General features: G+C 59.3%; 17 protein-coding genes and 1 pseudogene. 3 read left to right on the top strand and 15 right to left on the bottom strand.

What is annotated here, in order from left to right:
- Window positions 1–4 precede the first annotated feature (4 nt).
- From E0E20_RS03935 to E0E20_RS03925, 3 genes are read left to right on the top strand one after another with little or no spacing between them, the layout of a single operon-like run.
- Window positions 5–1,096, top strand: a complete 1,092-nt coding sequence (locus tag E0E20_RS03935; protein WP_242622644.1) for an ABC transporter ATP-binding protein — start codon at window positions 5–7, stop codon at window positions 1,094–1,096.
- Window positions 1,080–1,898, top strand: a complete 819-nt coding sequence (locus tag E0E20_RS03930) for an ABC transporter permease (RefSeq protein ID WP_242622643.1) — start codon at window positions 1,080–1,082, stop codon at window positions 1,896–1,898. The genes E0E20_RS03935 and E0E20_RS03930 overlap by 17 nt, the downstream gene beginning before the upstream one ends.
- Before the next feature lie 7 nt (window positions 1,899–1,905).
- Window positions 1,906–3,792 carry an extracellular solute-binding protein gene (locus E0E20_RS03925; RefSeq protein ID WP_130836878.1) on the top strand — a complete coding sequence of 629 codons (1,887 nt, stop codon included), beginning with the start codon at window positions 1,906–1,908 and terminating at the stop codon, window positions 3,790–3,792.
- Window positions 3,793–3,818: 26 nt separating this feature from the next.
- On the opposite strand, the gene E0E20_RS03920 is transcribed toward E0E20_RS03925, so the two are convergent.
- The 15 genes and pseudogenes from E0E20_RS03920 to E0E20_RS03850 form a co-directional block, all read right to left on the bottom strand.
- The gene (locus E0E20_RS03920) at window positions 3,819–5,078 is read right to left on the bottom strand and encodes a glutamate-5-semialdehyde dehydrogenase (RefSeq protein WP_130836876.1); all 1,260 of its coding nucleotides are present in this window, start codon (window positions 5,076–5,078) and stop codon (window positions 3,819–3,821) included.
- A gap of 32 nt (window positions 5,079–5,110) precedes the next feature.
- Window positions 5,111–5,710 (bottom strand): 5-formyltetrahydrofolate cyclo-ligase, encoded by a 600-nt coding sequence (locus tag E0E20_RS03915; protein WP_165443969.1) that lies wholly within the window; start codon window positions 5,708–5,710, stop codon window positions 5,111–5,113.
- A gap of 46 nt (window positions 5,711–5,756) precedes the next feature.
- Window positions 5,757–6,653, bottom strand: coding sequence for a glutamate 5-kinase (gene proB / locus E0E20_RS03910; protein WP_130836873.1), 897 nt, complete (start codon window positions 6,651–6,653; stop codon window positions 5,757–5,759).
- Window positions 6,571–8,283, bottom strand: coding sequence for an NAD(P)/FAD-dependent oxidoreductase (locus E0E20_RS03905; protein ID WP_242622642.1), 1,713 nt, complete (start codon window positions 8,281–8,283; stop codon window positions 6,571–6,573). Before E0E20_RS03905 ends, proB begins: the two co-directional genes overlap by 83 nt.
- 23 nt (window positions 8,284–8,306) lie before the next feature.
- Window positions 8,307–9,566 carry an aminoacetone oxidase family FAD-binding enzyme gene (locus E0E20_RS03900; protein WP_165443968.1) on the bottom strand — a complete coding sequence of 420 codons (1,260 nt, stop codon included), beginning with the start codon at window positions 9,564–9,566 and terminating at the stop codon, window positions 8,307–8,309.
- Between the two features lie 181 nt (window positions 9,567–9,747).
- Window positions 9,748–11,388 (bottom strand): hypothetical protein, encoded by a 1,641-nt coding sequence (locus tag E0E20_RS03895; RefSeq protein ID WP_130836869.1) that lies wholly within the window; start codon window positions 11,386–11,388, stop codon window positions 9,748–9,750.
- A 25-nt stretch (window positions 11,389–11,413) separates the two neighbouring features.
- Window positions 11,414–11,932 (bottom strand): rRNA maturation RNase YbeY, encoded by a 519-nt coding sequence (ybeY, locus tag E0E20_RS03890; RefSeq protein ID WP_242622641.1) that lies wholly within the window; start codon window positions 11,930–11,932, stop codon window positions 11,414–11,416.
- Window positions 11,898–12,929, bottom strand: a complete 1,032-nt coding sequence (locus E0E20_RS03885; protein WP_130836867.1) for a PhoH family protein — start codon at window positions 12,927–12,929, stop codon at window positions 11,898–11,900. The genes ybeY and E0E20_RS03885 overlap by 35 nt, the downstream gene beginning before the upstream one ends.
- Before the next feature lie 33 nt (window positions 12,930–12,962).
- A pseudogene (locus tag E0E20_RS03880) lies at window positions 12,963–13,055 on the bottom strand (23S rRNA (pseudouridine(1915)-N(3))-methyltransferase RlmH); the annotation flags it as partial.
- A gap of 118 nt (window positions 13,056–13,173) precedes the next feature.
- Window positions 13,174–13,881, bottom strand: coding sequence for a hypothetical protein (locus E0E20_RS03875; RefSeq protein ID WP_130836865.1), 708 nt, complete (start codon window positions 13,879–13,881; stop codon window positions 13,174–13,176).
- A gap of 67 nt (window positions 13,882–13,948) precedes the next feature.
- Window positions 13,949–15,340 carry an NADPH-dependent glutamate synthase gene (gltA, locus tag E0E20_RS03870; protein ID WP_130836863.1) on the bottom strand — a complete coding sequence of 464 codons (1,392 nt, stop codon included), beginning with the start codon at window positions 15,338–15,340 and terminating at the stop codon, window positions 13,949–13,951.
- Window positions 15,341–15,464: 124 nt separating this feature from the next.
- A complete protein-coding gene (locus E0E20_RS03865; protein ID WP_130836860.1) occupies window positions 15,465–16,346 on the bottom strand; it encodes a sulfide/dihydroorotate dehydrogenase-like FAD/NAD-binding protein in 882 nt (293 codons plus the stop codon).
- Between the two features lie 95 nt (window positions 16,347–16,441).
- A complete protein-coding gene (locus E0E20_RS03860) occupies window positions 16,442–17,875 on the bottom strand; it encodes a chitobiase/beta-hexosaminidase C-terminal domain-containing protein (RefSeq protein WP_130836858.1) in 1,434 nt (477 codons plus the stop codon).
- 3 nt (window positions 17,876–17,878) lie between these two features.
- Window positions 17,879–18,727, bottom strand: a complete 849-nt coding sequence (folD, locus tag E0E20_RS03855; protein ID WP_130836856.1) for a bifunctional methylenetetrahydrofolate dehydrogenase/methenyltetrahydrofolate cyclohydrolase FolD — start codon at window positions 18,725–18,727, stop codon at window positions 17,879–17,881.
- Window positions 18,728–18,753: 26 nt separating this feature from the next.
- On the bottom strand, window positions 18,754–22,059 hold the full coding sequence (locus tag E0E20_RS03850; RefSeq protein WP_130836854.1) for an FtsK/SpoIIIE family DNA translocase: 3,306 nt from the start codon (window positions 22,057–22,059) through the stop codon (window positions 18,754–18,756).
- Between the last annotated feature and the right edge of the window lie 10 nt (window positions 22,060–22,069).

The raw sequence follows: 22,069 nt of genomic DNA, 5'->3' as shown, positions 1-22,069 counted from the left end.
TGCATTGGAAAGGAAAGAGCTGATCAGGCTGGAGCATGTCTCCAAGGCGTTTGACGGACAGACCGTTCTCGACGATCTGAATCTTGTGATTCACGAGAACGAATTCGTGACACTGCTTGGTCCGAGCGGCTGCGGCAAGACCACGACGCTGCGCATCATCGGAGGCTTTGAGAAACCGGATTCGGGCAGAGTCATTCTCGACGGCCGGGATATCACCTCTCTTGCACCCAACAAGCGTCCGCTGAACACAGTATTTCAGAAGTATGCCCTGTTCACGCATATGGATGTGGCGGAGAACATTGCTTTCGGACTGAAAATTGCAGGCCGGGACAAGGCTTTCATCGAGGACAAGATTCATTATGCCCTCAAGCTTGTGAACCTTGAGGGTCTTGAACACCGCTCCGTGAGCTCTCTTTCCGGCGGCCAGCAGCAGCGCGTCGCCATTGCGCGGGCCATCGTCAACGAGCCCCGCATTCTTCTGCTCGACGAGCCGCTCGGCGCACTCGATCTCAAGCTCCGTCAAGACATGCAGTATGAGCTGATCCGCCTCAAGAACGAGCTGGGAATCACGTTCATTTACGTGACGCATGATCAGGAGGAGGCCCTCACCATGTCCGACGCCATCGTCGTCATGAATCAGGGCTATATCCAGCAGATCGGTTCTCCCGAGGACATCTACAATGAGCCGGAGAACGCATTTGTCGCGGACTTTATCGGCGACAGCAATATCATCGACGGGACGATGATCCGCGACCGTCTTGTCCGGATTCTCGGGCAGGAATTTCCCTGCGTCGATACCGGCTTCGGAACGGAGCAGCCGGTGGATATCGTGATCCGTCCGGAGGATGTGGAGCTCACCGCCGCCGGGGAAGCGGACGGAGGGCTTACCGGCGAGGTGACCGATGTTATTTTCAAGGGCGTGCACTATGAAATGTGCGTGATGGCCGGGGGCTTTGAATGGCTGGTTCATTCCACACGGATGTTCGGGGAAGGAACCCGCGTCCGGATCGGCGTCGATCCTTTCAATATCCAGATCATGAATAAGCCCGCGTCAGAGGATGAGGAGGCCGTGTCGGAAAATGATCAGATCAGATAAAGTCCGCGCGCTCTTTGCGGCGCCCTATCTCAGCTGGGCGGTTATTTTCATCGTCGTGCCGCTCCTCATGGTGTTCTGGTACGGCTTCACGGACGGCGCCGGGCGCCTGAGCCTTGCCAATATCGCCATCATCACAAGGCCCGAGTATCTGAAATCACTGGGGCTTTCCATGGCGCTGTCCCTCGTGAGCACGCTGCTGTGCCTGCTCATCGCCTACCCGCTGTGTCTGATTCTTACGGAGAAAAAGACCGGGCGGGCGGCAGTTATCGTTCTGCTCTTTATTCTTCCGATGTGGATGAATACGCTCCTGCGCACCATGGCGTGGCAGACCATACTGGAAAAGACGGGAATACTCAACACCATCCTGCGTTTCCTGCATCTTCCGTCCATCTACATCATCAATAAGCCGCAGGCCATCGTCATCGGCATGGTATACAATTTTCTGCCGTATATGGTGCTGCCCCTTTACAACGCGCTGGCAAAGATCGACGACAGCGTCATTCATGCCGCGCACGACCTCGGCGCGGACCGGAGACAGACCTTTCTCCGCGTCGTTCTGCCCCTCTCCGTTCCCGGCATCGTGAGCGGCGTCACCATGGTGTTCATCCCCGCGCTGACGACCTTTGTCATCAGTCAGATGCTGGGCGGCAATAAGATCCTGCTCATCGGCAACATCATCGAGCAGGAGTTCACACAGGCCTACGACTGGAATCTGGGCAGCGGACTCTCGATCATTCTGATGATTTTCATTATTCTGAACATGGTCATTGAGGCGGCGCTCGACCGCGCCCCGGAGAAGTGAGGACGAAATGACAAAATTTCTGAAGCGGGTCTATATTTTCCTGATCGTCTTTTTTATGTATGCGCCGATTGCGGTCATGGTCGTGCAGTCGTTCAACCGGAGCAAATCGAGGGGACACTGGGGCGGCTTCACAACGCAGTGGTATCTCAGCATGTTCGGGGACCGATCGATTATGGCGGCGCTCCGCAACACGCTTTCGATCGCGTTCCTCTCCTCGCTGATCGCGACCGTGATCAGCGTGCTCGCCTGTCTCGCCATCGTGCAGATGAAGCGGAGGACGCGCCGGGCCGTCATGGGCGTCACGAATATTCCCATGCTGAACGCCGATATTGTCACGGGCATCTCGATGATGCTGCTCTTTTTGAGCTTCGGGCTGAAATTCGGCTACGGCTCCATTCTGATCGCGCACATCACGTTCAATATACCCTACGTGATTCTCAGCATCATGCCCCGCCTCACCGCCCTTGACAAGAGCTACTTTGAGGCGGCGCTCGATCTTGGGGCATCGCCGGTCCGGGCCTTTTTCCGCGTCGTCCTGCCCGAGCTCATGCCCGGAGTGATTTCCGGAATGCTGATGGCGTTCACCATGTCCATTGACGATTTCATCATCACGCACTTCACAAAGGGTGCCGGCGTCGATACGCTCTCGACCAAGATCTACACAGAGGTGAGGAAAGGAATCAAGCCCGAGATGTATGCGCTGTCCACGCTGATCTTCGTCGTCATTCTGATTCTTCTGCTCCTGCTTAACGGAAGTCGGAGCAAGGCGGGACGGAAAAAAGCACCCGGAGGAAGAAGCATCCTTGAAATTGCGCCTGCGGCATTCCTTGTCGCCGGGCTCGCCGTATCCGCCTGCTCTCTGACCGCGTGCGGCAGCGCCGGGGAGGAAGCCGGAGCCGAGGCATCCGAAAGCAATGTGGTCTATGTCTACAACTGGGGAGAATACATCGATCCGGACGTGATTGAACTCTTCGAGGAGGAGACGGGGATTCGGGTGGTATACGATGAATTTGAGACAAACGAAATCATGTATCCGCGGGTTGCGGCCGGAGCCTCCCGCTACGATCTTGTCTGTCCCTCGGATTATATGATACAGAAAATGATTCAGAATCAGCTTCTTCAGCCGCTCGACTGGATGCTGCTCCCCAATGCTTCCGGGTATATCGGCGAAAAATATATGGCGCAGGCGCGCTCTTTCGACCCGGGGAACCGGTACAGCGTACCGTACTGCTGGGGCACGGTCGGAATACTGTACAACAAAACGTTGGTGGACCCCGAAGATGATATGGAGAGCTGGGACATTCTCTGGAATCCCCGCTACAAGGACGATATTCTGATGCAGGACTCGGTCCGCGACGCTTTCATGGTTGCTCTCATCCGGAACGGCGCAGATTCCAATACCACTGATCCCGCAGAGCTCGAGGCGGCGCTCTCTTCTCTTATGGAAGAAAAGCCGCTGGTGCAGGCCTATGTGATCGACGAGGTCCGGGACAAAATGATCGCCGGAGAAGCGGCGATCGGAGTGATCTATTCCGGTGAGGCGCTCTACACACAGGAGGAAAATCCGGATCTGGAATATGTGATTCCCCGCGAGGGAACCAATCTCTGGATCGACGGATGGGTTATCCCGGCCGGTGCGGAGCATGTGGAAAACGCGCACCGCTTCCTTGATTTCCTGTGCCGTCCAGAGATCGCGCTGATGAATTTTGACTACATTTATTACTCCACCCCGAATGAGGGCGCCCACGCCCTGATTGAGGATGAAGAGGTGCGCAATTCTCCGGTGCTGTTCCCGGAACTCTCGCAGTATGACAACCTCCAGACCTTTACTTACCTCGGGGAGGCGATGGACCGGTACTACAACGATCTCTGGATCCGGCTGAAATCATACTGAACCGCTTCACGCCGACACATTTCATTTTACTTCCGTATGGTTCCGTCTCCGCGGATCAGATATTTGCAGGAGGTGAGCTCCCGCAGTCCCATCGGCCCCCGGGCGTGGAGCTTCTGCGTCGAGATGCCGATCTCCGCTCCGAAACCGAATTCAAAGCCGTCCGTGAAGCGGGTGGAGGCATTGTGATAGACGCAGGCTGAATCGACCTCGCGCAGGAACCGCTCCGCCGCCTCCGGATTTTCCGTGACGATGCAGTCGGAATGCCCCGTATGACAGCGGTTGATATGGGCGATGGCCTCCTCGATGCTGCCCGCGGTTTTTACGGAGAGGATATAATCAAGATATTCCGCACGGAAGTCCTCCTCCGTCGCAGGCTGCGAATCCGGCAGAAATGCCGCTGAGGGAGCGTCCGCGCGAAGCCGGACGCCGTGCTCCCGCATGCTCTCCGAGAGCAGGGGGAGAAAACGGTCCATGATGCCGCAGTGCACCACCAGTGACTCCGCCGCATTGCAGACGCCAATACGCTGCGTCTTGGCGTTCACGATGATCGGGATTGCCTTTTGGATATCCGCATCCCTGTCAACATAGATATGACAGTTTCCCGCTCCCGTCTCGATGACAGGGATGCGGGAATTTTCCGTGACAAAACGGATGAGGCCGGCGCTGCCGCGGGGAATGAGGACGTCCACCTCGCCGCGCATGGTCAGAAACTCCGCCGTGTCCGCCCGGTCCGTCGATGCAATGAGGTTCACGGCGTCCTCCGTGACGCCCTCCGCCGCGAGCGCTTCCCTGAGAATGCCGGTCAGACAGCGGTTGGAGCAGAGCGCATCGCTCCCGCCTTTCAAAATGACAGTATTTCCCGACTTGAAGCAGAGCGCAAAGGCATCCGCCGTCACATTCGGCCGGCTCTCGTAGATGATGCCGATCACGCCGAGAGGAACGCGCACCTTGCGGATCCGGATCCCGCTGGGGCGTTCATATTCCTCCAGCACCTCGCCGATGGGGTCCTCCAGCGCCGCGACCTGCCGCAGTCCCTCGGCAATACCCTCGATGCGTCCGCGGTCGAGCGCGAGACGGTCGAGAAGTCCCTGCGGCATATTGTTTTCGCGTCCCCGCGTCAGATCGGCGCGGTTTTCTTCCAGAATTTTCCCGCTCTCCGCGCAGAGCAGCTCCGCAGCGCGCAGAAGAACCGCGTTCTTTTTCTCTGCGGGGAGCTGCTGCACCTCGGCGGAGGCTCTCTTCGCTCTCTGACATAACTGCCTGATATCACTCGTACGAGTCGTCATGCTGAATACCTCCATACAGAAATTTCGGGAAATCACGGGCCGATCACGCCGTTTTCCGTGATGATGCAGTCCGGACGCCGGTCGTGCGGCAGCACCGGGATATGGGGAACGATCTGTCCGGCATAGGCCAGAGCCGCAGTCGGCAGCGGCCCGTGCTCCCGAAGATAGCGGTCGTAATAGCCTCCGCCGAAGCCGATGCGGTTCCGATCCGGGTCAAAGGCGAGCCCCGGCATGAGCATCAGGAGCTCCTGCCGCTCTGCACTCCGGAGCGTCTCGGGCCGCAGTTCCCCGGCGGAATCGGGCTCCGGCTCCGGGATCCCGAATACGCCGGGCCGCAGCGCATCCGGATTCTCAATCCGGTAAAAGCGCATGATTCCGGCCTCTCCGCGGACAAGGGTGTCTGAAACCGGGCAGCAGACCGTTCTGCCCTCTGCCAGTGCTTTCCTGATAACGGCCCGCGTGTCCGCCTCGGCGCCGATGCTGATATAGCTCAGAATGATGCGGGCGGAGCGGTATGCCTCCAGCTCCTGCAGATGAAAGAAAATCTGCCGGTCCGCTCTCTCACGCTCTTCCGGAGCCATGGCGCTGCGAAGCTGCTTCATGCGGCGCCGGAGCCGCTTCCGTTCCTCCATCCTGCCGGCATTCTGCTTTTCCGCGGTGTCCTGCTCTTCCGCCCTGTCAGTCCATGGTTGCCTCGATATATTCCCGCAGATCAAAATCCGGGTCCTTTCTGCTTCGGAACAGCGTTCCCACATTTTTCCCCTCCATGATGTCATCGAGAATATGCAGATCGCGGCTGCTGGCGATCACCATATCGCAGCCGCTCTTTGTGGCGATCTGCGCGGCGCTAAGCTTGGTGCTCATGCCGCCCGTACCGCTCTCGCTGCCGGTGGAACCCTTTCCCATCTGCAACATTTCCTCCGTCAGATTGTCCACGTATTCAATGAATTCGGCATTGCTCGAACGGCGCGGATCGTCCGTGTAGAGCCCCTCGATGTCCGACAGAAGAATCAGCAGGTCGGCGCCGACCAGCGAACAGACCATTGCAGAGAGATGGTCATTATCTCCGACAGAATATTCGTAGGTCGCCACCGAATCGTTCTCGTTGACGATCGGGACGACGCCGAGCCGCAGGAGCTCTGCAAAGGTGTTCCGGATATTGTAATTGCTGAGCACGTTCGTGACGGTGTTCTTCGTCATGAGCACCTGCCCGGCGATCTGATTGTAGTCGCTGAAAAACTTCTGATAAATCATCATCAGCCGTGCCTGCCCGATGGCGGCGCAGGCCTGCTTGAACGTGATGCGGCTGTCGTCCATGGGATCCCGGCGGTCAAAATGAATCACCTCCCGGCCTACGGCCGTGGCTCCGGAGGATACCAGAATGACCTCCCGCCCTCCGTTCTTGATATTGGAAAGCTCCCGCGTCAGCATATCGATCTGCCGGTAATCCATCCGCCCGGTCTCCGCATGAAGCAGGGAGGACGAGCCGACCTTAACGACAATTTTTTTCCGCTGCTTTAATTCGCTGCGGTACGCGAGGTTTTCGGCGTGATGGGAAAGCAATTTCGGGTTCATAAATTCCTCCGTGAAAAAGTGTCTGCGGGGGCGCATATTTTCGGATGACGGCCTCGGCAATTCGCATGCCGTCCATGGCGGCAGACATGATTCCTCCCGCATAGCCGGCGCCCTCGCCGCAGGGATAAAGCCCTCGCAGCGAGGCCTCCATCGTCTCTCCTCGGGGAATGCGCACCGGCGAGCTCGTCCGGCTCTCAAGACCGATCACAAAGGCGTCTTTTCCGGCAAAGCCGGGCATGCGCCGGTCGAACGCACGCATACCCTCGAGAAAGTCCTCTGTCAGAGGCTCCGGGAGAAGACGATCCAGCGGTGCCGCGCAGAACGCGCCCTTGATGCAGAGCTCTTCCGGAAGCGGCTCCGGGGATGGCGTGTGCCGCGCAAAATCCGAGAAGCGCTCCGCCGGGATACGGCCCCCGCCGAGCTCATGGCAGGCCCTCTCCAGCTTTCGCTGGAACGCCATGCCGGCCAGCGGACTGTCCTCTCCGTAATCCGCGGCCGATACCGTCATGACGATGGCGCTGTTCGCCCGTCCGCTGTCCCGTCCGTGATAGCTCATTCCGTTGACCGCGAGGAGTCCCGGCTCCGAGGAGGCGTTTACGACGTAGCCGCCGGGACACATGCAGAAAGAATATATGCCGCGGCCGGAGCGCAGACGCTCCGTCAGCTTATAGGACGACGGCGGGAGCCGTTTTGCGCGGAGCGCTTCCGGATCCGCCGTGCCGTACTGATCGGCGTCGATGAGCCGCTGCGGATGCGCCACGCGGAAGCCGACGGCAAAATCCTTGGCCTGCATCGTGATTCCCTCGCGGAGCAGCTCCTCAAAGGTATCCCTTGCGCTGTGCCCCGGTGCGAGAATCACGGCGGAGGCCGGGATGCGCTCGCTGCCGTTCACGACGACGCCGGAGAGACAGCCGTTTTTTTCTTCCAGCGCGGTGACGGCGGCGCCGAAGCGGATTTCTCCTCCCAGCCGGATGATTCTGCCGCGCAGCGTCCGGATGACGTCGCGCAGAATATCCGTGCCGATATGCGGTTTACTTTCAAAGAGAATGTCCCCGGGCGCGCCGGCCTCCGCAAAGGCCCGGAGGATGAAGTCCTCCCGTCCGTCCCTGTCGTTCACCAGCGTATTCAGCTTGCCGTCGGAAAACGTGCCGGCACCGCCCTCGCCGAACTGGATGTTGGAGCCGGGATCAAGCTCTCCGGTCTTCCAGAAGCGCTCCACATCCCGGCAGCGCTCCTCCATACTCTTCCCCCGTTCCAGAATGAGAGGCTGATAGCCATGCTGCGCCAGAATCAGCCCGGCGAAAATGCCGGCGGGGCCGAAGCCGACGACGACGGGACGCTCAGGCAGCGGCTCCTGTCCGGGGACGGGAGGGGAATACGGCTTTTCATGATATTCCCTCAGTCCGGGGAGTTTCCGGTCAAGGAGCCGTTTCTCCTGTGCGGAAGAAAGCGAGAGCACAACGGAATAGACGTCAAAAATAAGCGGCTTTTTCCGGCAGTCGAGGGAATGACGGTGAATCCGGAAAGAAAGCGGATCGGATTTTGCAAGACGGAGCGTCCGGCGGAGCTTGCGTTCCAATGCCCCGGGCGCGTGTCCGCACTCGAGACGGAGCTGTGATAAAAGAAGCATATGACTCCTCCATGCCGAAGCGTTCAGCCGAGGGAAGCGGCGGCCGCCATACCGGCGGCGGCGCCGCTGCACATGGCAAAGGTCAGATTGTAGCCGCCGCAGATACCGTCCACATCCAGCAGCTCTCCGGCCAGATAAAGGCCGGGGCAGCAAAGGGACGAAAAATCCTCTCCGATCTCCTCCAGACAGACGCCTCCCGCCGTGACCTGCGCCTCGCGGAAGCTCCCGGTTCCCGTGATTTCATAGCGATCATCGCGAAGTCTGTCAAGAAACTGCCGCAGTGTTTTTTCGGAGAGCCGTCCGGTCTTGTTTTCTGCGGTAAGTCCACAGTGCCCGGCGATGAGCGCGCATATTTTCGGGTGAACCAGTCCGTCCGTGAGCTCGCGGAGCATCCGGTTTTCTGCAGCGAGAACGAGCCGCCGCGCGCGTTCTCTTTCCCACGTCTCCGGCGCAAATTCAGGAAGAAAGTCAACGCACAGCGCCGCTTTTCTTCCCTCCTCAAGAGCGCGCCCGGCGAGACGGCTGAGCTGAAAGACGGGAATCCCGGAGAACACGCCGTTTCCGATCTGCAGCTCGCCCTCCTCCCGGCGGAGGACACGCGGCTTCTGCGAAGACTCCAGCAGCGTGACGGCAGCAAAGGCGCGGACGCCGGAGGCCGCTTTCGTGGATTCTCTGATGACAAGAGAGGTAAGCGCAGGAATCGGCGAAATGATGCGATGTCCCAGTGCCCGGCTGAATTCATAGCCGTCCGGCGTCCCGCCGAGCTGCGGAGCGGCCGCTCCCCCCGAGGCCAGAACGACACGGTCCGCAGACACGGTCTCCCCGCTCTGCATCCGCAACAGAAAGCCGCCCGCCGCCTCCCGCGTAAGCCCGCTGACCCCGCAGGAGGACCGGAGCACGACGCCCCGGTCCCGCAGTATCCGAAGAAGCGCCGAGGAAATCGTGGCCGCCTGATCCGTCCGGGGATAGAGATATCCGTTCCGCGAGTGAAAATAGACTCCCTCGGAGACAAAAAAGGAAAGAAGTTTCTGCGGCGGGAAGTGCTGCAGCCGTTTTTCCCGGTCAAAGCATCCGGAGGAATAGTAACAGTCCTCGGGGAAATACTCGTTGGAGATATTGCAGCGTCCGTTCCCGGAGGCGCTGATTTTGCGGCAGGGCTGCTCATTGCGGTCAAAGACAATTACCCGGACACCGGGGCATTCCGCGGCCTTTGCCGCCGCCATGCACCCCGCCGCTCCCCCGCCGATCACAGCGATCACAGGCTCTGTATCATACTTGGTCATAGCAATCCCCATGCCGAAGCACTTTGTGCGAGGCACGCGCCGTAAAAGCACCCTGCGCCGGCGCGCAGGCTGCCGAGCCGCTCTGCGGCTCATGCCTTCTCACTACGTAACAGCACGTTTCGCTCACGGAGCAAATCATCGCATCAACGTGATTTTTCACACTAACTAACCTCCGCGGCGGCTATCTACCGAACAGATAGAAAAGCATCACGATGATATCCCCGCCGGGGATCCGATGCAGCTCGCGCAGATCGCAGACCCGCAGAAAGATCGTCAAAAGAACATAGGCGGCCAGATAAACGGCGGCCAGCACGAGGAGGGCCGGCGCCGCTCCGATATGCTCATAGAGATAGTCCCCGGCAAGAAATACCGGAATAGCGGCCAGCACGGCACAGATCGCGGCCAGCACCGCCTCTCTCGCCCAGCGGTTCCTGCGCAGAGTTCCGCTCCGGAGCTGCACCATCAGGAGGAGGCAGAGGAGAACGCTGAATACAAGAAAAGAAACCGCGCCCGCCAGCTCCGGCGAAATCCCAGCGCGGGCGAGGAGAATGAATAGGCCTGTCTGAAGCACAAAGGAGGGAATGACGGCAATCAGGATGCAGCGGATATCATGGGTCGAGAGGCATAGCATGACGAGAAAAAGAGCAGTTCCGAAAAAAAGAACGGCAGGCCCGCTCCATTCCAGCGTGACCTCTGCCGCGCTGTCGTCAATTCCGTAGCCAACGGCCGTCAGAATGCGGGCCGCGGCAATGAAAAAGAAAGATACCGGCATCAGCACATAGCTGAGAAGCCGCATCACCATGCCGAAGCCTCTGCGAAATTCGCGCAGGTTCTGGTCCGTCATCTGTCCTCCGAGCTTTGCCGGATAGGTAACAAAAGGGATCAGCAGAATAAAGACGGCAGCAAATACAATGGAGAGGGTTTTGCTGTAATAGGAGGCCCAGAGAGCGCCCGTCTCCGGATCGCTGATCTGCGCAAAATAAAAGCTCAGCCGATAGTCGGCAAGCACCGGAGCCGCAAGGAACAGAAGCGCCGCGGACGTGAGAAGAAACGAGGACCAGTAGGCCCGGCGGATGCTCCGGTCGCTCTCCTGCTCCGTTCGAGTGTCCTCATGCTCCGCGAGATACCCCCGGATGAGCTGTCCGGTGATGCGGTGGCAGAAGAGCCACAGGAGGAGCGTGAGGAGCGACGCCGCAGAGAGTCCCGCCGCCGCGCCCGCGGCTCCGTAGAGCGGCGCCACCGAGGGATTCCGAAGAAGCGCCGCCGCTTTTGTCCCGTAATCGAAGCAGAGCTTTCCAAACAGAAGCATCAGCGCGATGCGGAGCGCCGCCTCCGCGATGGTGCAGATAACCGAAACGCGAAAGGAAAGCATGGCCTCCTCATAGCCCCGAAGTATACCCGTCAGGGAAAGAAACAGAAAGGCGGGAGAAAGCGCGACAAACAGCAGGTAGAGATCAAAATTTGCCCCTGCCGCGGCGGCCAGCACACGGCAGCCGGCAAGACACAGAAGCGTCAGGACAAGTCCCGCGATCAGCGTGGGAAAGCGCACTGTTTTCAGCACGCGGGGAATGGAGGAAAAACGTCCGCGGAGACGCCGTGTTCTTACCATACGACGGGCCGTGAGCGCACCGGTGCTTACAAACGCGGCATAAAAAAGAGCAAACAGCTCCATGCCGGGGATGATATAGGCGGTTCCCTCCGGACCGAGCAGAGAATAGAGAGGAATGCGGACAAGGCAGAATGACGCCGCAGCAGCAAAGAATACGGCTGTGCAGAGAGCCATGCCATTCCGGGCGCCGCGCATTGTCCTCTTTATCATCATCTCAATCCTCCATAATGAAGCGTTTTCAGCAGCCGGGAGCTGCCGGAGCCTCCCCGCGCCGGATGCCGAGCGAAGCGAGAACCGCCTCCTGACGCTGCTCCATCCGTTCCGCCTCCTCCGGCGTCTCGTGATCGTAGCCGAACAGGTGCATCATACTGTGCGCCACAAGAAAAGCAAATTCACGTTTTTCGCTGTGTCCGTACTCCTGCGCCTGTGAGCGCACGCGGCACGCATTGACGACGATATCCCCCAGAACGACGCAGCCGTTGTCCGGATCGATACAGTCTGCCGCGACCTCCGCCGCACTGTCAAAATCAGCCGGGGCGTCAAAGCACAGCGCCGGAAAGGACAGAACGTCCGTCTCCCGGTCTATCCCCCGGAATGTCCGGTTATATTCCCGAATCGTCTCATCCCCCGTGACGACAAGAGAAATCTCGCAGTCAAAGGGGCAGCTCTCCTCTCTGAGCGCTTCCCGGATCACCTGCCGCGCAACGATCTTCAGAGAAAAATCAAAGCGCTGACCGACGTCTATTTCCGTATTCATGACAAGCTTTTTCATGACGGGCTTTTTCATGCTGTCTGCTCCTTACCTCGCGGCTGTCGTAGTCCTCATAGGCCTTGACGATTTTCTGCACCAGAGGATGACGGACCACATCCCGCGCAGTGAGCGTGCAGAAGCGGATCCCCTCGACGTTCTTCAGGACGCGCTCCGCGATCTCAAAGCCCGACGGGACAGACGGCGAAAGATCTTTCTGCGTGGGATCGCCGGTGATGATCGCCTTGGATCCGAAGCCCAGACGGGTGAGGAACATTTTCATCTGCTCCGGCGTCGTGTTCTGCGCCTCGTCCAGAATCACATAGGCGTTGTCCAGCGTCCGGCCGCGCATATAGGCAAGAGGCGCGACCTCGATCAGTCCCTTTTCCTGATTGCGCTGAAAATTCTCCGCCCCCATAATCTGAAACAGCGCGTCGTAGAGGGGACGCAGGTAGGGATCGATTTTCTGCTGCAGGTCGCCGGGGAGAAAGCCCAGCTTCTCTCCCGCCTCAATGGCGGGCCGGGTCAGGATGATGCGCTGCACCTCTCCTGCCTGAAAGGCCGTGATCGCCATGGCCATGGCAAGAAAGGTTTTCCCGGTTCCGGCCGGACCGCCGGCAAAGGTGATCATATGATTCCGGATCGCTTCGATATACTCTTCCTGTCCGAGCGTCTTGGGCTTTACCGGCCTGCCGCTCACCGTCCGGCAGATGACCGTGCGATCGATCCGCTCCAGCACATTTTCTTCCCGCTCTTCGCTCTTCATCTCGAGCGCATAATCGATTTTCTGTTCGTCAATATCCGATCCGTTCATCGAGATCCCCGCGAGCTGTTCCATGATGCGAAGCGCCGTGCGCACGCCCGTCTCCTCTCCGCTCACGCTCACAAAGCCGTCCCGGAGAACCACCGTCACGCCGAGCTCACGCTCCAGACGGCGGAGATAAGCATCCCGGCTGCCAAAAATATCTTCCTGCGCCGATATCGGCAAAACCAGTTTTTCTGTCACCTGCTGTCAATCCTCCGCACCGCGTGCGTCCCGTTATTTATGGTAAGGCTCGCCCCGGAGGATCCGGAATGAGCGGTAAATCTGTTCCAGAAGAATTACGCGCATCAGCTGATGCGGAACGGATACGAACGCTGCCGTTCCGGTAGAACTTCCGTATCCGTTCCGCCTCCTGATAAAAACGCTCGCGGAGCCTGCCCACGGCGATCACGTCAACATTCAAATCCGTCTCATCCTCCCGCCGGGGTTATTCCTCCTGGGTATCTTCCGTCTCTCCGAACAGCGACGCATAATAGCCGTCGATAAAATATTCGATGAAGCTCTCCTCGAGGCCCACAAATTTTTCATTGATGAAGCGCTTCATATACGCGGTTCTTGCAAAATATTTCTGCTCCTCGGGGAGCTCCTGCAGTTCTTCCGTGAGGGCGGTGTCAATCCCTGCGGCGTCAAGGTTATCGCGGCACCAGCGTGTGATCTCGTCCTCGAGCGACCGCTCGGATTCCGCCTGTCTGCAAAGTCCTCGCACCGAGCGCATCGAAACGACACCCATGACAAGGAACAAAATGAACATCGCGCCCATGACGCCGCAGACGAGATAGCGGTTCCAGCCGCTCACACGGAAAAACGGCAAATGGTCAAAATAGAGGAGAAGCACCATGAGAAAGCCGAGGCTCCCGACGCTGAGCAGAGCATAGGCGGAGGATTTGTTTTCCTCTGCCCGCTCCATGCTGTTGTGATAGGCAAAAGTCCGCGCAGCCTGCTTCTCCGAAGAGGCAGCTTCGGGTGAAGTTTCCGTTCCGGATACAGGATCGGCCTCCTCCCGTTCCTCCCTCTCCGGCTCCTGCACCTGCGCGGCGCGGTCATATTCCTCGAGAGATTCCACGAGATCGCAGCCGCAGTCGGCACATTTCACGATTCCATCCCGATACTCATTGCGACATTTGGGACACCACATAAATCCTCCATGCCGAAGCACCCTGTGCCACCCTGTGCGAGGCACGCGCCGTAAAACCGCCTGCCCGTTATGCGTTCCGTTTCCGCAGATATTCGTCAATGCCTCTGGCCGCCTTGCGTCCCGCGCCCATGGCGAGGATCACCGTCGCCGCCCCGGTCACGGCGTCGCCGCCGGCAAACACGCCCTCGCGGGTCGTCATTTCATTTTCCTCGTTTGTCACAAGGCCGCCGCGCTTTGTGACATCCAGTCCCTTTGTTGTAGAGGAGATCAGGGGATTCGGCGAGGTTCCAAGCGACATGATCACACAGTCGCAGTCGATGACAAATTCCGAGCCGGGGACCGCGACGGGACTCCGTCTGCCGGAGGCATCCGGTTCGCCGAGCTCCATGCGGATGCACTTCACGCCGTTCACCCAGCCGTTTTCATCGGTCAGAATTTCCACCGGATTGTTCAGCAGGTCAAAGATAATGCCCTCTTCTTTGGCATGTCCGACCTCCTCCCGGCGTGCGGGGAGCTCCTCCTCGCCGCGGCGGTATACGATATGAACCTCGGCACCCAGACGGCGCGCCGTTCTCGCCGCATCCATCGCCACGTTTCCGCCTCCGACGACAACCGCTTTCTTCGCCCGGTAAATCGGTGTGCGGGAGCCTTTCTCATAGGCGTGCATCAGATTGCTCCGGGTCAGATACTCATTGGCGGAGAACACCCCCAGCGCCTGTTCTCCGGGAATGTGCATGAACTTGGGGAGTCCCGCTCCGGAGCCGATGAACACCGCGTCAAACCCCTCTTTTTCCATCAGCTCGTCGATGGTGACCGATTTGCCGATGATGACGTTCGTCTCGATGACGACGCCGAGAGATTTCACATTCTCGATCTCCCTGTCGACGACTTTCTCCTTGGGAAGACGAAACTCCGGAATGCCGTAGCTCAGAACGCCCCCGGCCTTGTGCAGCGCTTCAAAGATCGTCACGCCGTAGCCGAGCTTCGCGAGATCGGAGGCGCAAGCAAGACCTGCAGGGCCGGAGCCGATCACCGCAACGTTCTGACTCCTTTTTTCCTTTGCTCCCTCCGGCCTCACGCCCATGACGCGGGCGGTGTCCGCCACATAGCGCTCCAGCTTGCCGATGGAGACCGCCTCGCCGCGGATGCCGCGGACGCAGCGGCCCTCACACTGGGTCTCCTGCGGACAGACACGTCCGCAGACCGCCGGAAGCGTCGAGGATTCCCCGATGACCGCGTAGGCCCCCGGGATATCATCCTCCTTTATTTTCGCAATAAACCCGGGAATGTTGATGCTCACCGGGCAGCCCTGCACGCACAGCGGCTTCGGGCACTGCAGGCAGCGGAGAGCCTCCGCCTGCGCTTCTTCCTTATTGTAGCCGAGACATACCTCCTCGAAATTGGCAGCCCTCACCGCGGGATCCTGCTCGCGGACCGGTACTTTCTTCATCATATCCATATGAATCCTCCATGCCGAAGCGTTTTATATGAGGCACGCGCCGCAAAATCGCCTGCGCGGATTCTGCGGCTGCGGTCAAGGGCGTCTGCATCAAGGCACAAATCGCCCGCTAAAGCCGCTGCCGTCAGGCGGTGCAGATGCCGCAGCCGCCGTGATGCGTATCTCCCTCTTCGGCCTCGAGCATGGCCCGTCCCTCTTCGGATTTGTACAGCTTCATTCGCTGCATGGCCTGATCGAAGTCAACCTTGAAGCCGTCAAATTCCGGGCCGTCAACGCAGGCGAACTTCACCTCTCCGTCCACCATAAGACGGCAGGCGCCGCACATGCCCGTTCCGTCCACCATAATCGGGTTCATGCTGACCGTGGTGGGGATTCCGAGCTGCTCCGTCAGCTTGCAGACAAATTTCATCATGATCATCGGACCGATGGCGACGCACAGATCATAGCGCTTCCCCTCGTCGTACAGATCCTGAATCACCTTGGTCACCATGCCGCTTCTGCCGTAGGAGCCGTCGTCGGTGGTGATATACAGATTTCCCGCCACCGAACTCATTTTCTCCTCCATGATGACAATATCCTTTGACTTTGCACCCTCAATGGCATCGGCCAGAACACCGTGCTCCTTCAGCCATTTCAGCTGAGGGTAGACAGGCGCCGTGCCGACGCCGCCGGCGACAAAGAGGATTTTCATTTTTTTCAGCTTCTCCGGATCGATTTCCGTGAGCTCGGACGGCCTGCCGAGCGGGCCGACAACATCGTGAAAGCTGTCTCCCGGCTCCAGCTCGCTCATGCGGAGGGTGTCGCTGCCGATGGGCTGAAATACAATCTCGACCGCTCCCTTCTCGGAATCATAATCGCAGATGGTAAGCGGAATGCGCTCACCGTTCTCATCCACGCGGACGATCAGAAACTGACCGGGCAGCGCGTTCTCTGCGACGCGGGGGGCCTCCAGAAGCATACGATAAATGTTGGCCGACAGCTTTTCCTTTTCCAGAATTCTGTACATACGTCCTCTCCTCCCGCCGTCCCGGCGGGTTCTCCTATGCAGAAATCGCATTTTCTATATATTAGATGATTCGGGGAATCGATGCAATGCAATCATTATCCCAATGGTGTGAGCACCGCCTTTCCGCCGCTGTCATCGTACAGATTGACCGTTTTGTTGGTCAGATTCACCGCGAATTTTCTGCCGGTTTCCGCACTGCTCCCGGCGGCATCCACGAGAATCTCGGAATAAATATAAAAATTGCCGTAATTTCCGATGGTTTTCAGCCCCTTATAATAATAGGCGTAGCGCGCGCTGCCGTCCCGGATGGTGCCGACGGTATCCACAACCTCTCCGCTCCGTATCATCGCGACAAGGATGTAGTTCGGCCCCTCCTCAATCGACAGATTTCCGCTGGGCTGAAATTCATAGCGTCTCTCGACGATATCGCTGCTCGCCCCGCTCTCCGCGATGACTGCGAAGCGATAGAACGAGCTTCCGGCCGGCATGACGATGGGGTCGGTGTATTCTTCCGATTCCCCGGTGGGGTCCGATCCGTCCGTCGTGTAGTAAACGGTTCCGAAAGACGGCGGACTGACCGTGATCAGCGTGGGCGAGGTGTAGCCTCCGGAGCGCGTCGTCACCTCCGGGGCATCCGGAACGGCCGTCCCCACCTCATAGTGCATGGTCACGGCGTCGCTGTATACACCGTAGCGGTTGACGGCGACGGCAGCGATGGAATATTCACCCTCCGTCAGGAGAAGCGGCTCCTGATACAGGTGATCCTCCGCGGTAGGTTCTGAGCCGTCTGTCGTATAGAAAATAGAGCCGGTGCATTCCGTCCTGAGAGACAGATACAGAATATCCTCGTATTCTCCCTCCGGCGCATCAAAGATCGGAGGGGACACCAGATAATCCGGAAAAAGCTCACGGATGCTCTCTCTGCTCTCCGCCAGAAGCGCCGCAATCTCACGGTATCGGTTCTGTGCGGCATAAATATCGATCAGGGCTTCATAGGCTCTGTGAAGCTCATCCTCCGACAGCGCCCCCTCCTGATCGGCAATCAGCGCTTTCAGCGTTTCCGCCGCCGCCTCAAAGCGCCCGGCGCGAAGCTGATAATCCGCCTTTTCCATGATGAGAGCCGCGGCGGGCTCCGTCTCAAGAGAAACCGCCCGGTCGATCAGCTCCGCCGCCCGGTCGTTCTCTCCGCGGCGTGATGCCTTGTAGGCCTCTCCGACATAATAGGACTGCGAATGCAGGCGAAAATAGAGAACCGTGCCGGTTCCCGCGGCGAAAAGGAGCAGAAAAACAATGGCTGCCGTCTCCATGCGGATCAGGCGGCGGTGTCTGCGTTCCTTTTCCTCGAGGAGCTTCTGTCTTCTGCTTTCCGCCGCCTCCTGCCGTGCGATCGCCTCCGTGATGCGCGTCATGTTCTCAGAAATCTTCTGTTCTACGGTATCATATTCCGGAACAATGGCGATCTCATGGCCGCAGCTTTCGCATAAAAGTTTTCCCTCGGGGATCTCTTCCCCGCAATTCGGACATTTCATAGCTCAGTGTCTCTGCAGCGCCAGCGAGTCCAGACAGTTCGACATCAGCATGGCGATGGTCATCGGTCCTACGCCGCCGGGAACCGGCGTAATGGCGGAGCAGAGCTCCTCCACCTCGGCAAAATTCACATCGCCGCACAGCGTCCCGTCCGGGTCCCGGTTCATTCCGCAGTCAATCACCACGGCGCCCGGCTTCACATGCTTCTTCTCAATCAGTCCGGCCTTCCCCACCGCGACAATCAGAATATCGGCCCTCCGCGTTACCGCCGCGAGGTCGGCCGTCTTTGAATGCGCGATCGTGACGGTGGCGTCTTCCCGCAGCATCAACATGGCCATCGGCTTGCCGACAATGTTGCTGCGCCCGACGATAACGCACTCCTTGCCGGCCATCGCGATATGATAGCGCCGAAGCAGCTCTATGATCCCCGCAGGAGTACAGGAGCGGTAGCCGGGAAGACCGATGCTGAGCGCGCCGACGCTCTGCGGATGAAATCCGTCGACATCCTTTGCCGGAGAAATCGCTTCGATCACTTTCTGTGCATTCATGTGGAGAGGCAGCGGAAGCTGTACCAGAATCCCGTTCACCGCCGGATCCGCATTCAGACCGGCAATGAGGGAGAGCAGCTCCTGCTCGGAGGTCGTCTCGGGCAGCTCATAGGACAGGGAACGGATGCCACAGTATTCACATGCCTTTTTCTTGTTGCGGACATATCCCGCCGACGCGAGGTCTCTGCCGACAAGCACAACCGCCAGCGTCGCCTCTCTTCCCTGTTTCCGCAGCTCCTCTGTCCGCGCTCTCAGCTCGTCCTTGATGCTCTGCGCTGTTTTCTTTCCGTCGATGATCTCTGCCATACCGGTCGCTCTCCTGTCCGTCTGATTTATATCCCGTTTTCTTCAATATAGCTTTCAAAATCACTGCGCGACATCAGAACGGTCCGGGCCTTGGTGCCCTCCTCGCCGCTCACGACGCCGGCGTCGCTCAGCTGATCCATGATGCGCGCCGCGCGGTTGAAGCCGATTTTATAGACGCGCTGAAGCATGCCGATCGAGGCTTTCTGCTTGTCAATAATAAGATAGCCCGCCTCGACAAAGTGCTCGTCGATCTCCGGTCCGCCCGCAGCGGCCTCGCCGAGGCCGCCGGAAGCGCCGGTATCCTGACCGCTCTGAAGAGAAGCGATCTTCCGCTCCACCTCGCCCATATCGGTGACGTAGGCAGGATTATGATATTTTATGTAATTTACGACATCCTGCACCTCCCGGTCGGAGACAAAGGCTCCCTGCACCCGGGCCGGTTTGGGATAGCCCTGTGGATAAAACAGCATGTCGCCCTTGCCGAGAAGCTTTTCCGCGCCGTACATATCAAGAATCGTCCGGGAATCCACACCGCTGGAAACGGCAAATGCGACGCGGCTCGGCATGTTCGCCTTGATCAGTCCCGTAATGACGTCCACCGACGGCCGCTGCGTCGCAATGATGAGGTGGATCCCTGCGGCACGCGCAAGCTGGGCCAGACGGCAGATGGAATCCTCCACTTCCTTGGCGGACACCATCATCAGATCCGCCAGCTCATCGACGATAATCACAATCTGGGGCAGGTATTCGACAGAGAGATCATCCCCCTCCTTTGCCAGCCCATTGTAGCCCTTGAGATCACGCACGCCGTTCTCCGCAAACCGGCGGTAGCGGTCTGTCATTTCCTGTACAGCCCACTGGAGCGCCGAGGACGCTTTTTTCGGGTCGGTGACGACCGGAAGCAGCAGATGCGGAATCCCGTTGTAGACCGTGAGCTCCACAATTTTCGGATCGATCATGATGAGCTTGACATTCTCCGGAGAATACCGGAAAAGAATGCTCATAATGAGCGTGTTGATACATACCGACTTTCCGGAGCCGGTAGAGCCGGCAATCAGCATATGCGGCATTTTGGCAATATCCGAGACAATGACGTTTCCACCGATGTCCTTGCCCACGGCAAAGGCGAGCTTTCCCCGGAAGCTCCGGTACGGATCGGCCTCCAGAAGATCCCGGAGGGCCACTGCGCGGATGCTGCGGTTCGGAACCTCAATGCCGATGGCGGCCTTGCCGGGAATCGGAGCTTCAATACGAATGTCCGCCGCGGCGAGATTCAGCTTGATGTCGTCCTGCAAAGAGACGATGCGGCTGACCTTGACGCCCTGCGCCGGGAGCAGCTCATAGCGGGTGACGGCAGGGCCCTGACTGACCTGCGGAATGGTCACGTCCACACCGAACGTCTTGAGCGTGTTCTGAAGACGGAGAGCCGTTTCCTGAAGCTCCCGGTCCGATTCCGGATTCCGGGCGTGATCCCCTTCTTTGAGGAGCGTGAGCGGAGGGAGGATATAGGGCGGCCGCACTTTTTTCACCTCAGGGGCCGCGGCGGCAGACAGCGCACCGGATCCGGAAGCACCGGCATGCCCTGCCGGGGCCGGTGAATTGTGAGATACGCCCACAGATGAAGCCGCGCCTTTGCTCTCTGCCCGCTCTCTCTCGATCTGAATCTGCTCCAGAGCCTCTAATTCTTCGGCGGCAGACGGCGCACTCTCCGATTCTCCCTCAGCAGACAGCGTTGCCTCTGTATCCGGGACGTTCTCCGGTACAGTATCCGCCGGTGTCATGACGCCGACATCCTCCGCGGCATGGCGGATGATGCGGTCCGCAAATTCCCCGGAGGTATAATCCGGCGAGGTTTCCTCAGGCACCGTGACGCCGATCCCGGAAAAGCTCTGCGCGGACGGCGCATCACCGGTCCTGCCGAGATCCTCTCTCACTGTAATTTTCGTATAATCCGCGCCTCTTACCGTAATTTCATGGAGGTCATTGCCGGTAAAATATCCCGCCGGCTGCCGCCCGGCCGCATGCACCGTCGTCTGTTCCGCCAAGACGCCCGCAGCACCTGCCGCCAGCACAGCCGCCCCGGCTGCTCCGGCAGCTCCCGCGTCCGAAGCCTCCCGTACCGGTTCTGCCTCCGACGTCTCTTCCGTCAGCGTCGTCTCGGTCAGAGAGCCGCTGTATCGGGCCACTTTCCGGAGCACACGCTCATTCTCGGCCTCCTCCGCGCGGATGCGGGCCAGCTCTCTCTCATTTTCCTCGGCAATCCTGAGTTCCTCCGCGCGGCGTCTTGCATCCTCCTCTTCCCTGCGCCGCTGCTCCGCCCATTCCTGTTCTCGCTGAAAGCGTTCTTCCTCCTGCCGGCGTCTCCGCTCCCTGCGGGACGCCTCGCGGCGGCGGAGCATTTCCTCATAGGCGAGATCTTCTTCCTCCTGCCGGTGTCTCCGATCCTCCTTCATGCGCTCCCGTCCGCGGCGATCTTCTTCCGCAGAGCCGTCCTCCGCCCGGGGGAAGCTCTCCGGCCCATCCTCACCGCTCCAGTCTCCGGCGTCCTCCTCTTCATAAACCTCATAGCGCCGTTCGTCCGGCTCGCGGTAATCCGGCTGCAAAAGCTCGACCAGGGAGCGGCCGCTCAGCAGCACGGAGCAGACCAGAACCACGGCAATCATGATGAGCACCGTTCCCGCGGTGCGGAGCATCCGATACAGAGCAAAGGCGAGCGAGCCCGCGATGACGCCGCCGCCGCTTTTTCCGGTGCTGCAGCGCTTATAGATCTCCGCGGCGCGGTAGCTGACCGCATCCGGAAGAGCTCCGCTCATCAGCTCGCAGGCGATGCCGAAGCAAAGAAACAGAACGACAAGGCAGACGATCTTCCGCACGATTTGCTCATGCCCCCGGTTGGAAAACCAGAATGCCGCGAGCACAAAAACAAAAACCGGCAGCAGGTACTGAGAGAAACCGAACAGACCGAAAAAAAAGCCGCTGACGGCATTGCCGACCACTCCCATCCGGCCGAAATTGGCAAAGAAAAGAAAGATCATGCCTGCCAGCAGAAAAATGAGAATGAGATCCTCACGGGGCAGCATGCCCTCCGAAGAAAAAGTCCCCTGTCCCCTCTGTCCGGCGGACGCACTGCGGCGCGGAGCGGCAGAGGCACTCCGTGTGCCGGCCGTCCGGCGGGAGCTCCGGGAGCCGGCGCTCTGGCGGGCTGCTTTTCCGGCGGCACTCCGGCTCCCGGAGGTCTTTCTCCCCGAGACCGTGCTCCGGCTGCGGGAGGCGCCGGAGCGGCTCCCCGCTGTTCCGTTTTTCTTTCGGTTGTTCTGACTGCCTGTTGCCATAATAATCCCC

It is taken from the genome of Lachnoclostridium sp. Marseille-P6806 (assembly GCF_900625025.1).
Taxonomy (GTDB): domain Bacteria; phylum Bacillota; class Clostridia; order Lachnospirales; family Lachnospiraceae; genus CAG-791.
The sequence above is the reverse complement of the archived record's forward strand: the minus strand, read 5'-3'. Positions and strand labels throughout refer to the sequence as shown.

Bases quoted from the DNA above. Each gene is read 5' to 3' on its own strand.
- E0E20_RS03930 (WP_242622643.1), top strand. From the start codon at position 1,080: ATGATCAGATCAGATAAAGTCCGCGCGCTCTTTGCGGCGCCCTATCTC.
- E0E20_RS03925 (WP_130836878.1), top strand. From the start codon at position 1,906: ATGACAAAATTTCTGAAGCGGGTCTATATTTTCCTGATCGTCTTTTTT.
- E0E20_RS03920 (WP_130836876.1), bottom strand. From the start codon at position 5,078: ATGACGACTCGTACGAGTGATATCAGGCAGTTATGTCAGAGAGCGAAG.
- E0E20_RS03915 (WP_165443969.1), bottom strand. From the start codon at position 5,710: ATGGAGGAACGGAAGCGGCTCCGGCGCCGCATGAAGCAGCTTCGCAGC.
- proB (WP_130836873.1), bottom strand. From the start codon at position 6,653: ATGAACCCGAAATTGCTTTCCCATCACGCCGAAAACCTCGCGTACCGC.
- E0E20_RS03905 (WP_242622642.1), bottom strand. From the start codon at position 8,283: ATGCTTCTTTTATCACAGCTCCGTCTCGAGTGCGGACACGCGCCCGGG.
- E0E20_RS03900 (WP_165443968.1), bottom strand. From the start codon at position 9,566: ATGACCAAGTATGATACAGAGCCTGTGATCGCTGTGATCGGCGGGGGA.
- E0E20_RS03895 (WP_130836869.1), bottom strand. From the start codon at position 11,388: ATGATGATAAAGAGGACAATGCGCGGCGCCCGGAATGGCATGGCTCTC.
- ybeY (WP_242622641.1), bottom strand. From the start codon at position 11,932: ATGAATACGGAAATAGACGTCGGTCAGCGCTTTGATTTTTCTCTGAAG.
- E0E20_RS03875 (WP_130836865.1), bottom strand. From the start codon at position 13,881: ATGTGGTGTCCCAAATGTCGCAATGAGTATCGGGATGGAATCGTGAAA.
- gltA (WP_130836863.1), bottom strand. From the start codon at position 15,340: ATGGATATGATGAAGAAAGTACCGGTCCGCGAGCAGGATCCCGCGGTG.
- E0E20_RS03865 (WP_130836860.1), bottom strand. From the start codon at position 16,346: ATGTACAGAATTCTGGAAAAGGAAAAGCTGTCGGCCAACATTTATCGT.
- E0E20_RS03860 (WP_130836858.1), bottom strand. From the start codon at position 17,875: ATGAAATGTCCGAATTGCGGGGAAGAGATCCCCGAGGGAAAACTTTTA.
- folD (WP_130836856.1), bottom strand. From the start codon at position 18,727: ATGGCAGAGATCATCGACGGAAAGAAAACAGCGCAGAGCATCAAGGAC.
- E0E20_RS03850 (WP_130836854.1), bottom strand. From the start codon at position 22,059: ATGGCAACAGGCAGTCAGAACAACCGAAAGAAAAACGGAACAGCGGGG.